The 14,283-nt window shown below is 42.8% G+C and carries 12 protein-coding genes; 1 reads left to right on the forward strand and 11 read right to left on the reverse strand.

Going from position 1 to position 14,283, the window contains the following annotated elements:
• Positions 1–64: 64 nt before the first annotated feature.
• The 11 genes from purD to rsmD all read right to left on the reverse strand — a co-directional run bounded on the left by purD (position 65) and on the right by rsmD (position 11,944).
• Positions 65–1,348, reverse strand: a complete 1,284-nt coding sequence (gene purD, locus H5163_RS04925; RefSeq protein WP_182734541.1) for a phosphoribosylamine--glycine ligase — start codon at positions 1,346–1,348, stop codon at positions 65–67.
• Between the two features lie 14 nt (positions 1,349–1,362).
• Positions 1,363–2,181: a class I SAM-dependent methyltransferase gene (locus H5163_RS04930; RefSeq protein ID WP_145234789.1), complete on the reverse strand. Its 819-nt coding sequence runs from the start codon at positions 2,179–2,181 to the stop codon at positions 1,363–1,365.
• A 108-nt stretch (positions 2,182–2,289) separates the two neighbouring features.
• On the reverse strand, positions 2,290–3,876 hold the full coding sequence (gene purH / locus H5163_RS04935; protein ID WP_182717208.1) for a bifunctional phosphoribosylaminoimidazolecarboxamide formyltransferase/IMP cyclohydrolase: 1,587 nt from the start codon (positions 3,874–3,876) through the stop codon (positions 2,290–2,292).
• Positions 3,877–4,087: 211 nt separating this feature from the next.
• A complete protein-coding gene (gene fis / locus H5163_RS04940; protein WP_002957804.1) occupies positions 4,088–4,378 on the reverse strand; it encodes a DNA-binding transcriptional regulator Fis in 291 nt (96 codons plus the stop codon).
• A 20-nt stretch (positions 4,379–4,398) separates the two neighbouring features.
• Entirely contained in the window at positions 4,399–5,370 is a 972-nt protein-coding gene (dusB, locus tag H5163_RS04945; RefSeq protein WP_182731350.1) for a tRNA dihydrouridine synthase DusB, read from the reverse strand.
• A gap of 281 nt (positions 5,371–5,651) precedes the next feature.
• Positions 5,652–6,533 carry a 50S ribosomal protein L11 methyltransferase gene (gene prmA, locus H5163_RS04950; RefSeq protein WP_145234796.1) on the reverse strand — a complete coding sequence of 294 codons (882 nt, stop codon included), beginning with the start codon at positions 6,531–6,533 and terminating at the stop codon, positions 5,652–5,654.
• Positions 6,534–6,601: 68 nt separating this feature from the next.
• On the reverse strand, positions 6,602–8,443 hold the full coding sequence (gene rpoD / locus H5163_RS04955) for an RNA polymerase sigma factor RpoD (RefSeq protein WP_145234798.1): 1,842 nt from the start codon (positions 8,441–8,443) through the stop codon (positions 6,602–6,604).
• A gap of 131 nt (positions 8,444–8,574) precedes the next feature.
• Positions 8,575–10,329 carry a DNA primase gene (gene dnaG, locus H5163_RS04960; protein ID WP_182734542.1) on the reverse strand — a complete coding sequence of 585 codons (1,755 nt, stop codon included), beginning with the start codon at positions 10,327–10,329 and terminating at the stop codon, positions 8,575–8,577.
• A 169-nt stretch (positions 10,330–10,498) separates the two neighbouring features.
• Positions 10,499–10,945, reverse strand: a complete 447-nt coding sequence (locus tag H5163_RS04965) for a GatB/YqeY domain-containing protein (RefSeq protein WP_145234803.1) — start codon at positions 10,943–10,945, stop codon at positions 10,499–10,501.
• Between the two features lie 20 nt (positions 10,946–10,965).
• Positions 10,966–11,181 carry a 30S ribosomal protein S21 gene (gene rpsU / locus H5163_RS04970; protein WP_002957797.1) on the reverse strand — a complete coding sequence of 72 codons (216 nt, stop codon included), beginning with the start codon at positions 11,179–11,181 and terminating at the stop codon, positions 10,966–10,968.
• Positions 11,182–11,344: 163 nt separating this feature from the next.
• Positions 11,345–11,944, reverse strand: coding sequence for a 16S rRNA (guanine(966)-N(2))-methyltransferase RsmD (gene rsmD, locus H5163_RS04975; protein WP_182734544.1), 600 nt, complete (start codon positions 11,942–11,944; stop codon positions 11,345–11,347).
• A 213-nt stretch (positions 11,945–12,157) separates the two neighbouring features.
• On the opposite strand from rsmD, the gene ftsY reads away from it, so the two are divergent.
• Positions 12,158–14,233 (forward strand): signal recognition particle-docking protein FtsY, encoded by a 2,076-nt coding sequence (gene ftsY, locus H5163_RS04980; protein ID WP_182734545.1) that lies wholly within the window; start codon positions 12,158–12,160, stop codon positions 14,231–14,233.
• Positions 14,234–14,283: the final 50 nt, after the last annotated feature.

Consider the following 14,283-nt stretch of genomic DNA (forward strand, 5'->3'; position numbering starts at 1 on the left):
TGTAGCACTAAAAAGCGCAGATAAACTGCGCTTTTATTAAATAGTAACTGGTTATACCAATGCGCTATTTTTCCCGAGCGATAGCGCGATAAGCAATATCTGTACGGTATTCCATACCTTGCCAGCTAATTTCATCAACTAGTTGGTAGGCACGTTGCTGCGCTTCGGTCACTGTGTTACCTAGTGCCGTTGCACATAATACTCGGCCACCGGCAGTCACTACGTTATCGCCGTCTTGCTTAGTACCCGCATGGAAGACTTTTTCGCCTTCTGGGTAGGTTACTTTTAGACCACTGATTGCATCACCTTTTGGGTAGTTATCAGGGTAGCCTTGAGCTGCAAGTACCACACCCACTGCTGCGCGTGAGTCAAACTCAATCGTCGTTTTATCAAGTTCAACACGATTAGCTGCTTCAATCAGTTCAACTAAGTCAGACTGTAAACGAAGCATCATAGGTTGTGTTTCAGGATCACCAAAACGACAGTTGTATTCGATTACTTTAGGGGTCCCAGAGTCATCGATCATCAAACCAGCATAGAGGAAGCCAGTGTAAGGATGGCCTTCGCTTGCCATACCTTCTACTGTTGGGTAGATCACTTCGTTCATAATACGCAGGTGGATTTCATCAGTTACCACCGGCGCTGGTGAGTATGCACCCATACCGCCAGTGTTCGGACCTTGATCGCCATTATAAGCGCGTTTGTGATCTTGGCTGGTAGCAAAAGGTAATACGTTTTTACCATCAACCATCACGATAAATGATGCTTCTTCACCTTCTAAGAACTCTTCGATTACCACGCGGCTGCCAGCGTCACCAAAAGCGTTACCGGCTAGCATATCGCGAATAGCATCTTCAGCCTCAACTTCGGTCATGGCAACAATAACGCCTTTACCTGCGGCAAGACCATCAGCTTTGATTACAATCGGCGCGCCTTTTTCTTTTAAATAAGCAAGCGCAGGGTCGATTTGTTCAAACGTTTGATAATCCGCAGTTGGGATAGCATGACGAGCTAAAAAGTCTTTAGTGAATGACTTAGAGCCTTCTAGTTGCGCAGCGCCTGCTGTTGGGCCAAAGATAGCTAAACCGTGCTCACGGAATTTATCTACCACGCCAAGTACTAATGGTACTTCAGGTCCAACAATGGTTAGCTCAACATTATTGTTTTGTGCAAAGCTAAGTAGGCCATCGAGATCTTCAACGTTAATGGCAACATTCTCAAGCTTGGGTTCAAGCGCTGTACCGGCATTACCTGGTGCAACATAAACAGTGTTTACTTTTGTATTTTGAGCGGCTTTGAACGCAAGTGCGTGTTCGCGGCCGCCGCTGCCAATGACTAATACATTCATGGCGAATATCCTATTTAAAGCGGTTTTTTAAATTTCAGCGTCATGCGGTCGCTTTCACCAATTGCTTTATATTTAGCGGCATCTTGCTCGCCAAGTCTAAGGCTTGGTGGAAGGGTCCATACCCCTTTAGGGTGATCGGCTGTATCAAGAGAGTTTGCATTTATGTCACTGCTTGCTGCCAGTTCAAAGCCTGCTTGTTTAGCAAGTTCGATTACCACGCTTTGTTTCATATAACCTGATGACTTTTGCATTTCATCAGCTTGCGCTTCAGGTAGGCGATGTTCAACCACACCTAAAGTACCACCTGGTTTAAGTGCTTTGTAAAAAGACTTAAAGGCATTAGCTGCGGCATCTTTATCTTTGCTCATATACCAATTATGTACGTTGCGGAAGGTTAACACCATGTCTGCGCTGCTCGCCGGGGCAATGTCTAAATGTGTTGAAGGAGCGAATTCAGTCAGCTTTACTTTATTGAATCGCTCATCTTCAGCAATTTTCTTTTTAAAGCCAGCTAGAGCTCGTTGGTAATAACCCACCGATGAGTCAGCAGGGAAATGCGCGGCATAATAAGTGCCTTGCTCTTTCAGTGCTGGCGCTAAAATTTCACTGTACCAGCCGCCGCCAGGCGCAATCTCAACAACAGTCATAGTTGGTTTAAAACCAAAAAACTCTAATGTTTCGACAGGGTGGCGGTATTGATCGCGATCACTGCTGCGCTCGCTTGATTTAACTGCATTATTTAATGCTGAATCATGGCCATGCTCATGGCTAATAGCCATAGTTGATGTCATCGCAAGGGTGGCAACAAGTAGAGATTTTAGTGCAAATTTCATCGTCTGTTCCTTCACATTATATTTTTAGAATAGGTTATAGAATAAGCAGAATACGTGAATTTGGTGCAAACAAAAAGAGCTAACTGATGCAGTTAGCTCTTTGTGTGATTAATGGCGGAAGTGACGCATGCCAGTAAACACCATTGCCATACCAGCTTCGTCAGCGGCAGCGATAACTTCTTCATCGCGCATTGAACCACCAGGTTGGATCACAGCTGTAATACCAGCCTCTGCAGCTGCATCAATACCATCACGGAATGGGAAGAACGCATCAGATGCCATTACTGAACCTTTAACTTCAAGGTTTTCATCAGCGGCTTTAATTCCGGCAATTTTAGCTGAGTAAACGCGGCTCATTTGGCCTGCGCCTACACCAATGGTCATACCGTCACGAGCATAAACAATGGCGTTTGACTTAACAAATTTAGCTACTTTCCAGCAGAATAATAAGTCTTTAAGTTCTTGCTCAGTAGGCTGGCGCTTAGACACAACCGTTAAGTCGCCTTGCGTTACCATACCTAAATCACGGTCTTGGATGAGTACACCGCCATTAACGCGTTTGATGTCATGACCTGTCGCTTTGCCTGACCATTGGCCACACTCTAGTAAGCGTACATTTTGCTTAGCCGAAATAATTTGTGCCGCAGCTTCTGATACTTTAGGCGCAATGATCACTTCAACGAATTGACGAGACACAATTGCTTCAGCGGTATCAGCATCAAGCTCTTGGTTAAAGGCAATGATGCCACCAAATGCTGACGTAGGATCGGTTTTGAATGCGCGATCATAGGCTTCAAGGATGTTGTCACCGATTGAAACGCCACAAGGGTTAGCATGTTTAACAATAACACAGGCTGGTACATCAAATTCTTTCACACATTCAAGAGCTGCATCTGTATCAGCAATATTATTGAAAGAAAGTGCTTTACCTTGCAGTTGTATGGCAGTTGCAACAGATGCTTCTTGAACGTCGTTTTCAACATAAAAAGCCGCATCTTGGTGTGAATTTTCACCGTAGCGCATGTCTTGTTTTTTAGTAAACTGCATATTGATAGTGCGTGGGAATTTAGTTTCCTCAGCTGCTTCATCAGTGTAATCAGCAACCATCTTACCGAAGTAGTTAGCAATCATGCCATCGTACTGCGCGGTGTGCTCGTAAGCTGCAATGGCAAGATCAAAACGTGTTTTGTATGTAGTTGAACCATTGTTGCTTTGCATTTCGCTGATCACGCGGTCGTAATCTTTGGCGTTTACTACAATAGTCACGTCTTTGTGGTTTTTGGCCGCAGCACGCACCATCGTTGGGCCGCCGATATCAATGTTCTCAATGGCATCTTCAAGGCTGCAGTTTTCTTGAGCGACTGTATTCGCAAAGGGGTATAAGTTAACTACAACGATATCGATAGCTGAGATGTTATGAGCGTCCATTACATCTTCATCTTGACCACGACGCGCTAAAATGCCGCCATGAATTTTTGGGTGAAGAGTTTTTACGCGACCATCCATGATCTCAGGGTGACCTGTGTGGTCAGATACTTCAGTGACTTTAATGCCGTTATCAGCAAGTAATTTACAAGTACCGCCAGTTGATAAGATGTCTACGCCTTGTGATTCAAGAGCGCGAGCAAATTCAACAATACCGGTTTTATCTGACACACTTAGTAGTGCGCGACGAATTGGACGATGTGTATCCATTGTAGTTTGATTACCTCAGTGTTTGAGCTAGCTTAGAAAGGCGCTATTTTAACTGAATATCGCTTAAAAAACGATATTTATACACAAGTCATTTGGGTATACAGAGTGAGGATTTTGCAATTAGACGCTTTTTTGAGGATTTTTAAAGATATAAAAAAAGCACCCGAAGGTGCTTTTTCAAACGAATGTTGTGATAAATCACAACACGGTATTAGTTCATGCCGTATTTCTTTAGTTTCTTACGTAAAGTACCGCGGTTGATACCTAGTAAGATTGCCGCACGTGTTTGGTTGCCACGTGTGTAAGTCATTACTTCTTCAAGTAATGGTGCTTCTAGCTCTGAAAGAACAAGGTCGTAAACGTCTTGCACATCTTGACCGTTAAGCTGTTTTAAATAGTGATGAACAGCTTTCTTCACTGCATCGCGTAATGGCTGCGGTTTCTCGTGTGACTGAACATGAGGGTTAGTGATAAATGGAGAAGTCACGTTTTGTTCGAACATTGTTTATATCTCTTTCTTTCTTAGTTAGCTGCTAGTGTTTTAAAGTATTGCTCTAATGTCTCGATTTGTGCCTGTGGATTATCGAGAGCATTAAATACTCGCCTAAACTGACCGTCACTGTCATGGGTTTGCAAATACCAAGATACATGTTTGCGAGCGATGCGCGCTCCCATTGGTTCGCCGTAAAACGCATGAAGGTTCACTAAGTGTTCCATCAAAATACCACGTACTTCCGTAATTGGAGGCACAGGTAAATGTTCACCGGTTCGCAAATAGTGGTCTATCTCCCTAAATATCCAAGGGCGACCTTGGGCGGCTCGACCAATCATAATGGCATCTGCACCCGTATAGTCCAAAACCTGTTTTGCTTTTTCAGGAGATGTAATATCACCATTAGCAACCACAGGTATCGACACTGAACGTTTTATATCCCTAATTGTGGCGTATTCAGCTTCACCTTTGTACATACATGCGCGTGTACGCCCATGTACGGCCAATGAAGCTATGCCATAACGTTCAGCTATTCTCGCAATCTCAACACCGTTACGGTTATCCTGATCCCATCCTGTGCGGATTTTCAGTGTTACAGGTACATCAACAGCGCTAACCACCGCATCTATAATCTCTTCCACTAAACCAGGAAACTGCAAAAGGGCGGAGCCTGCGAGTTTCTTGTTCACTTTCTTAGCTGGGCACCCCATATTAATATCTATGATCTGTGCACCATTACTTACATTGAATTGTGCAGCCTGCGCCATAAGCTCAGGATCAGCTCCTGCGATTTGCACCGCGCGTATTCCCGATTCACCACTGTGATCCATACGGTTCATCGATTTCTCGGTTTTCCATACCAAAGGATTTGACGATAGCATTTCAGATACAGCTAGCCCCGCACCTAAGCGGCGACAAAGTTGTCTAAATGGTCTATCTGTAATTCCCGCCATTGGCGCCACAATTACATTGTTTTCTAATTGATATGTTCCGATACGCACTGTATTCAATAGGCCTCTTTTCAAGGGGCGCTAAGTTTACGGTTTTTTTGTCGAAAATCAAAGGCTATAAATTGAACAAAAGTGACTTTTTTTTGACTTTTGCATATTGACATTTGATAACAGTTTGACGAACGGCTCTATTTGTGTGAATTTTATACAGAACTAATTTGTGATAAGAAATCATTCAGTTTTTTGGCGTGTAAATAATAGGTAAAGCCTGTTAATTACAGGCTTTACATGAAGGTTTTGCGTTAATACTCTAAATTGCCGAACCCAGCAAGTTAAGCTTTTTTCATACCACTTACACGTGTCCATTCACCTTCAACAGCGATATCATCAAGCGCTAAAAAAGGGGCATAAACATCTGCTACCGACTGCGCTTGTTCTTCTAAAATTCCCGACATAGCAATTTTACCACCTGGTTTTAACAAGCCTAAAATCACGCTGTGTAATTCACGCAGTGGCGCAGCTAAAATATTGGCCACCACGATATCGGCGCTAAACTCAGGCTGATTTTCTGGCAAGTATACTTCGAGTTTATCTGCAACGCCGTTTCGCTGTGCATTATCTAAGCTTGCTTCAAGGGCTTGAGGGTCTATATCGATGCCGATCATGCGCTCAGCGCCAAGTTTGATAGCTGCGATACCTAGAATTCCAGAGCCACAACCAAAGTCGACCACAGTTTTACCGGTCAAATCTTGGCTTTCTAGCCATTTTAAGCACAAAGCGGTGGTGGCATGGGTGCCAGTGCCAAAAGCAAGGCCAGGGTCAAGCAGTACATTGACGGCATCAGGATCGGGAATATCACGCCAGCTTGGGCAGATCCATAGTTTTTCACCAAACTGAATTGGGTGGAAGTTATCCATCCATTCGCGTTCCCAGTCTTTGTCTTCAAGTTGCTCTATTTTGTACACTAAGGTGTCTTTTAACTCGTCGTGGCGCTGTAATAGAGCTATCACCGCATTCATATCGTGGTTAGCTTCGAATAAACCAATCACAGTCGTGTCAGCCCAAAACACCACAGTGCCGATTTTTGGTTCGTAAATAGGGGTGTCTTTAGCATCAATAAAGGTAACAGACGCACTGCCTGCTGCCATTAATAGATCACTTACTGCATCTGCGGTTGCAGCATTAGCATTGATACGGATTTGGATCCAAGCCATAATTATTTCCTGTAAATAGAAAAAAGGCCGCTACAGCGGCCTTTTAAATTTAAATCTGTATTTGCTAATTACTTAGCATCTAAGAAGCTTTTCAATAAGTCAGAGCGTGAAGGGTGGCGTAATTTACGTAGTGCCTTCGCTTCGATTTGACGAATACGCTCACGCGTTACATCAAACTGTTTACCTACTTCTTCTAAGGTATGGTCGGTATTCATATCGATACCAAAACGCATACGCAATACTTTTGCTTCTCGGGCTGTTAGGCCTGCAAGCACATCGTTGGTAGCACCGCGAAGAGATTCCATTGTTGCCGAGTCGATTGGCGAATCAATAGTAGTGTCTTCGATAAAGTCGCCTAAGTGCGAATCTTCATCATCACCGATTGGCGTTTCCATAGAAATTGGCTCTTTAGCAATCTTAAGTACCTTACGGATTTTATCCTCAGGCATCATCATGCGTTCTGCTAATTCTTCTGGATTTGGCTCACGACCCATTTCTTGCAGCATTTGACGAGAAATACGATTAAGTTTATTAATCGTTTCAATCATATGCACCGGAATACGGATTGTACGCGCTTGGTCGGCGATAGAGCGTGTGATTGCTTGACGGATCCACCACGTAGCATAAGTTGAGAACTTATAACCACGGCGATATTCAAACTTATCAACAGCTTTCATCAAACCAATGTTACCTTCTTGGATTAAATCCAAGAATTGTAAACCACGGTTGGTATATTTTTTAGCAATTGAGATTACAAGACGTAAGTTCGCTTCAACCATCTCTTTCTTCGCACGGCGCGCTTTTGCTTCACCAATGCTCATACGACGGTTGATGTCTTTAATACGCTCAATGCTTAAACCTGTGCTTTCTTCGATTACACATAGTTTATTAATACAGCGGATGATTTCTGGTTTGATTTCTTCTAATTTTGCAGAATGTTTTTCATTCGCAGCAATCTCAAGATCAATCCATGCAGCATCAGTTTCATTATTAGCAAAGTGCTTAACAAAAGTTTTCTTCGGTAGCTTAGCGATTTGTACAGCTTGTTTCATGACGATACGTTCTTGAACACGAACTCTGTCCATCATTTCACGCATGTTGTTAACCATACGATCAAACTGTTTCGGCACTAGTTTAAAGGTTTTAAACAGCTCACCAATCTCAAAAATCGCAGCTTGCGATTCTGGATGTGAACGGCCTTTACTATCAAACGTGTCGCGTGCTTTATTGTAAAGATCACGAAGGTTTTCAAAGTGTACACGAGCCTCTTCAGGATCTGGGCCAGTATCTACTTCTTCTTCGTCTTCATCATCGCTATCAGTATCATCGTCATCTTCATCATCAAGTTCTTTTTCGCTTAATTCAGAACCGATATGGGTAGCAGAGATTGGCGCAGCATCTTCATTAGGATCGAAAAAACCAGAGATAATGTCGCTTAAGCGCATTTCTTCTGCTTCAAACTTATCCCATTGCTCAAGCAGGTATGTAATTGCTTCAGGGTATTCTGCAACCGAGATTTGTACTTGGTTGATCCCTTCTTCAATACGCTTAGCGATAACGATTTCGCCTTCACGGGTAAGCAGTTCAACAGTACCCATTTCACGCATGTACATACGAACCGGATCCGTTGTACGGCCGATTTCTTTATCTACAGTAGCAAGCGCAGCGGCTGCAGCTTCTGCTGCGTCTTCATCTGTTGTTGTTTCTTGCATCATCAATTCATCGGCATCAGGCGCGTTTTCGCTAACCTTGATACCCATATCATTGATCATACTAATGATATCTTCTACTTGATCTGAATCGATAATATCTTGTGGAAGGTGATCATTAACTTCTGCAAAAGTTAAATAACCTTGCTCTTTACCTTTTTGAATCAGAAGTTTTAATTGTGACTGAGGAGTTGGATCCATAGAGATTGTTTCTTCCACTCTGATAAGTTGATACAACAGGCGCCAGCTCGCTTATTTATTAAGCCAAGCTAAGTATTATTTGACGCAGTGAATAGCACAGTATAACAGCATAATTCATTTTTGACTAGCTGTTAGTGTCTTTTCGACCCTTTTAACGCTTGAGTAAGGGCTAAACATTCTAGCCTTTCTTCACTCGTAAGCCCTTGGGTCTTGTCTTTTATTAATAAGGTCTCGAGTCGATAATTTAAACACTGATCTTCAATAAATCTGAAAGTATTTTTAAATTCGTCCTCTAAACGGTCGTCATTGATCTCATGACGCCAAGTAGCGAGCTTAATGAGCGCCTCATACTCGGGTGTTTCTCGAAATGATTCAATTAATTGCGCTGTAGTAATGTCACTATTTTGTAAGGCGCAATGTTGTAGCTTAATAAGTAAGGCGATACCAGCAATATTCATTTGTGCTAAATCAGCTAAATAGGGCACTGTATTGGCTAACTTAGGATGCTGAATTAGTAACCCAATTGCGCGACGCATTGGCGTAATTTTAAATTTTCGCTCAATCGCGTGCTGCTGTTTAGGTGTTTTTAAGCGATTGTTTAACTGCTCTTTAGTGCGGCCTATTAATCGACCTAAGTGCTCTAATAAGTTTTCTTGATAAAACTGACTAGGGATTTTTTCAATCAACGGAAGCACAGCACTAAGAAGCTTAGCTTTACCTGCATCGTTAGTTAAATCAATCTCTTGGCTGAGTTTATTAAACAGCACTTTGGTAAAATCATCGGCTTGAGATAAACGTAGTTCAAACGCTTCTTTGCCTTCTTTTTGTACTAATGAATCGGGATCTTCACCGTCTGGTAAAAATACAAACAGTAGCGCTTTGCCATCATTTAAATAGGGCAGGGCATTTTCGAGTGCACGCCAAGCGGCATCTCGGCCAGCGCGGTCACCATCATAACAACAAATTACTCGGTCTGTGGTTCTAAACAATGTATGCATGTGCTCAGCGGTGGTGGCGGTACCAAGCGCAGCTACTGCATATTCAATACCTTGCTCGCTCAGTGCTACTACATCCATATAGCCTTCAACTATGAGCACATGTTCAAGTTTTTTATGCGCTTGTTTTGCTTCATATAATCCATATAGTTCAAAGCCTTTATGGAAGATACGGGTTTCTGGCGAGTTTAAATATTTAGGCCCTTGATCCGCTTGCATCACACGGCCACCAAAGGCAATAACACGACCACGTTTATCGCGAATAGGGAACATTAAGCGATCACGAAAGAAGTCAAATTGGCGGCCAGGGGTTTTCTCTGAGGCCAGCTTTAGCTCAACTAATTGCTCTTTTTGTTCTTTATTGCGGCCAAGTTGTTGGCAAAGGCCTTCCCATTCACTGGGGGCATAACCAATCATAAACTTTTTAACTGTTTCGCCACTTAGGCCTCGGCCTTTTACATAGTCTATTACGGTTGCTGAATTAGCATGATGTTTTAACTGGTGTTGATAAAAACGCGCACTATGGAGCATTAAATCGTAATCTGAGCGTTTTTGTTCTGCGGTACGCTCTGGACCATTACTGGTGCCTTGCTCGCGGGGAACATCGAGATTTAGGATGCTTGCAAGTTCTTCAATGGCATCAACAAATTCAAGCTTGTCGTATTCCATAACAAATGAAATAGCGTTGCCGTTCGCACCACAACCAAAGCAATGATAAAACTGTTTGTCTTGAGATACAGTAAATGATGGGGATTTTTCGTTATGAAAAGGGCAACAGGCTTGGTAATCTTTGCCCGCTTTTTTTAAGCCAACTTTGGAGTCAATTAGCTCAACAATATCGGTTCTGGCAAGTAAATCATCTATAAAATTACGTGGGATCTTTCCAGCCATTAGTAAAGTGTAGTCCTGAGATAAATAGAAAATAAGGTGAACGAAATATCAGATAATTTAGTTCTACAATTTAGATTTGAACACAAATGCTATTTTTATTAAAGCGAAAAACGAAGAAACCGAGCACATGGCTCGGTTTGCTTAAATCATACATCTGTATGTGGGAGTATTAGGCAGTTAATCGTTGCTTAATTAAACCAGAGATCTTACCTAAATCGGCGCGACCTTCAGCTTTGCTTTTGATTATACCCATTACTTTACCCATATCTTGCATACCTGCTGCGTTAGTATCAGCAATAGCCGCATCAATAAGAGCTATGATTTCTTCTTCACTCAATTGTTGAGGTAAGAATTCTTCAAGAGCTGTAATCTCATTGGCTTCAATTTCGGCTAAATCTTCACGGCCAGCATCAGTATACTGAGTGTAAGAATCACGGCGTTGTTTAACAAGCTTCACTAATACTGCGGTAATACCGTCATCATCAAGTGTTATTTGCTCGTCAATTTCACGCTGCTTGATTGCAGCAAGCACCATACGAATTGGGTTAAGACGAGATTTGTCTTTCGCTCGCATCGCATCTTTTTGCGCATCTTTTAGCTTTATTAAAAGGCTCATTTATACAAGACCAATACTGATCAATATAATTTAACGCGACGTGCGTTATCGCGAGAAAGCTTCTTCATGTGACGCTTAACCGCTGCAGCTTTTTTACGCTTACGCTCAGCTGTTGGCTTTTCATAGTGCTCGCGACGACGAACTTCTGAAAGGATACCTGCTTTTTCACATGAACGCTTGAAGCGACGAAGTGCTACGTCAAACGGTTCGTTCTCTCTTACTTTAATTACTGGCATTAAAAATTCACCTACCTAAATAATGAGCGTTGCTCAAGTTGATCAAACAATGATCAAGTGGTTCAAAAATGGTGCAGTATTGTAATCCGAAGCCGCACCACATGTAAAGGATAAATATTGTCTGCTCTAAGTGGAAACAAAAAATATTTCTATGTTACTAATTTTACTGTAGTTCATAGAGGCGGCAAAATACTTGTCCCGCCGCTTTTTCTTTCAATAACAGCCAATTGCTGGGTGTTTGTAACGCACTCATCTCGCTTTCAACTTCAACATAAATGAGGGCGTTTTTACTTAACCAGTCATTTTCAGTGAGTAAATCACAGCATTTTTGGGCTAAACCTTGGCGAAAAGGTGGATCAATAAACACTAAGTTAAACTGTTGTTGCTGAGTATTGTTACTTAAATAAAGCAAACTGTCGGTGCAAATTACTTCAGCATTAGTGAGTTTTAACGTGTCAATATTAGTTTGTAATTGGTTGGCGGCGAGTTTATCCATCTCTAAAAAGCGTGCACTGAGAGCAAAACGAGAGAGTGCTTCAAAACCTAATCCACCGGAACCTGCAAAACAATCGAGTACTTTAGTATCGCGAGTATCTTGCATTAACCAGTTAAATACCGTTTCTTTGATACGATCTATGGTTGGACGAAGACCTTGCACATCTTTTACTGGTAATTTACGGCCACGAAATTGCCCGCTGATGATCCTAATAACGCCATCGCTGGCTTTATTACTCACTTGTTTTTGTGGTGATTTATTTCTCATTTAGCTCACTAAAAAATGGTATCTAGAATCCAGCTCAGATAATATTGCAATCATATAGTAGCGTGTCATTTTTCAACTGCGCTAAAAGTGTTACTATGAGCATCTTAGACAATATGTTGTGGTTATTAGCGGCTGTGCTTTTAAAGCAATGCAGCGAATACACAAAGTATTACCGTTAGTTTATCAGATTTTTATAAGTGGTTATTAGCAAGTATGGCAAAAAAAAATAAATTCCTGTCTTGGTTTGGTTTTGGTAAGTCAGATAAAAACCAACAAGTAGAGCAGACCGCCCAAGAGGCCGATAACCAACAAGCGGAAGTTGAGCGCTTAGAACAACAGCGTATTGCCGCAGAGCAAGCTGAAGCTGAGCGTTTAGAGCAACAACGAATTGCTGCAGAAGAGGCGGAAGCTGAGCGCGCAGAGCAACAGCGCATTGCTGCAGAGCAAGCGGAAGCTGAGCGCTTAGAACAACAGCGCATTGTTGCAGAGCAAGCTGAAGCAGAGCGCTTAGAACAACAGCGCATTGTTGCAGAGCAAGCTGAGGCAGAGCGCTTAGAACAACAGCGCATTGCTGCAGAGCAGGCAGGAGCAGAGCGCTTAGAACAACAGCGCATTGTTGCAGAGCAAGCTGAAGCAGAGCGCTTAGAACAACAGCGTATTGCTGTAGAGCAAGCTGAGGCACGTGATGCTGAACGCCAAGCTATCACAGATGCTGAATTAGCAGCAACAGAACAAGCAGAACAACAACGCCGCGATGAAGCCGCTCGTTTAGTACAGCAAGAAGAAGCAATGCTTTTAGAGCAAGAACGTATTGCAGCAGAACAAGCCGAAGCTGAGCGTTTAGAGCAAGAGCGTATTGCCGCGGAGCAAGCCGAAGCTGAACGTGTAGAGCAAGAGCGTATTGCTGCCGAGCAAGCCGAAGCTGAACGTGTAGAGCGAGAGCGTATTGCTGCCGAGCAAGCCGAAGCTGAACGTGTAGAGCAAGAGCGTATTGCTGCCGAGCAAGCCGAAGCTGAGCGTGTAGAGCAACAACGCATTGCCGCAGAACAGGCGGAAGCTGAACGTGTTGAACGCGAGCGTATTGCTGCAGAGCAAGCCGAAGCTGAACGTGTAGAGCGAGAGCGTATTGCTGCCGAGCAAGCCGAAGCTGAACGTGCAGAGCAACAACGCATTGCCACAGAGCAGGCCGAAGCTGAGCGTGTAGAGCAACAACGTATTGCCGCAGAGCAAGCTGAAGCCGAACGTGTAGAGCAACAACGTATTGCTGCAGAAGAGGCGGAAGCTGAGCGTTTAGAGCAAGAGCGATTAACGGCAGAGCTTGCTATCGAGGAAGCAAAAACAGCTGAAAAACCTAAGAAAGAAGGTTTTTTTGCTCGTCTTAAAAAAGGCTTATTAAAAACCAAAGTAAACTTAGGTTCTGGCTTTGCATCGATTTTCACTGGTAAGAAAATTGATGATGAATTATTTGAAGATCTTGAAACTCAGCTATTAACAGCCGACTTAGGTGTTGATACCACCATGAAGCTGATCGATCGTTTGACTGATGCGGCTAACCGCAAACAGTTAAAAGATGGTGATGCATTATATGAGCTAATGAAGCAAGAAATGGCGGCGATGCTTAAAACGGCAGAACAGCCATTAGAAATTCCTGCTGATAAAAAACCATTTGTTATTTTAATGGTGGGTGTTAATGGAGTTGGTAAAACAACGACCATTGGTAAACTTGCTAAGCAATTTCAGGATCAAGGTAAATCAGTCATGTTAGCTGCAGGTGATACTTTCCGTGCAGCTGCGGTTGAGCAATTACAAGTATGGGGTGAACGTAATAAAATCCCAGTAATTGCACAGCACACCGGTGCTGATAGTGCCTCAGTGATATTTGATGCATTTCAAGCTGCCAAAGCGCGTAACGTTGATGTGTTAATTGCAGATACAGCTGGTCGCTTGCAAAATAAAGACAACTTGATGCAAGAGCTTGAAAAAATAGCCCGAGTGATGAAGAAAATTGATCCCGATGCACCGCATGAAGTGATGCTAACCATCGATGCTGGCACAGGGCAAAATGCAATTAGCCAAGTGAACTTATTTAATCAGTGTGTTGGCCTTACCGGTATTACATTGTCTAAGTTAGATGGTACAGCCAAAGGTGGGGTTATTTTTGCCGTCGCCGATAAATTTAATATTCCGATCCGCTATATTGGTGTTGGTGAAGGCATTGATGATTTACGTGCATTTAATAGTAATGACTTCATTGATGCGCTATTTAGCCAAGATGAGGACGAAGTTTAAATTTCAAAGGGGAGCTTGCTCCCTTTTCAGCTGTGGATGATTGATAACTA

It is taken from the genome of Pseudoalteromonas sp. SG44-8, assembly GCF_014164125.1.
GTDB lineage: Bacteria > Pseudomonadota > Gammaproteobacteria > Enterobacterales > Alteromonadaceae > Pseudoalteromonas > Pseudoalteromonas rhizosphaerae.

Excerpts from the sequence above, each read along its gene's own strand:
- purD (WP_182734541.1), bottom strand. The coding sequence starts at position 1,348 with ATGAATGTATTAGTCATTGGCAGCGGCGGCCGCGAACACGCACTTGCG.
- H5163_RS04930 (WP_145234789.1), bottom strand. The coding sequence starts at position 2,181 with ATGAAATTTGCACTAAAATCTCTACTTGTTGCCACCCTTGCGATGACA.
- purH (WP_182717208.1), bottom strand. The coding sequence starts at position 3,876 with ATGGATACACATCGTCCAATTCGTCGCGCACTACTAAGTGTGTCAGAT.
- fis (WP_002957804.1), bottom strand. The coding sequence starts at position 4,378 with ATGTTCGAACAAAACGTGACTTCTCCATTTATCACTAACCCTCATGTT.
- prmA (WP_145234796.1), bottom strand. The coding sequence starts at position 6,533 with ATGGCTTGGATCCAAATCCGTATCAATGCTAATGCTGCAACCGCAGAT.
- rpoD (WP_145234798.1), bottom strand. The coding sequence starts at position 8,443 with ATGGATCCAACTCCTCAGTCACAATTAAAACTTCTGATTCAAAAAGGT.
- dnaG (WP_182734542.1), bottom strand. The coding sequence starts at position 10,329 with ATGGCTGGAAAGATCCCACGTAATTTTATAGATGATTTACTTGCCAGA.
- H5163_RS04965 (WP_145234803.1), bottom strand. The coding sequence starts at position 10,945 with ATGAGCCTTTTAATAAAGCTAAAAGATGCGCAAAAAGATGCGATGCGA.
- rpsU (WP_002957797.1), bottom strand. The coding sequence starts at position 11,181 with ATGCCAGTAATTAAAGTAAGAGAGAACGAACCGTTTGACGTAGCACTT.
- rsmD (WP_182734544.1), bottom strand. The coding sequence starts at position 11,944 with ATGAGAAATAAATCACCACAAAAACAAGTGAGTAATAAAGCCAGCGAT.
- ftsY (WP_182734545.1), top strand. The coding sequence starts at position 12,158 with ATGGCAAAAAAAAATAAATTCCTGTCTTGGTTTGGTTTTGGTAAGTCA.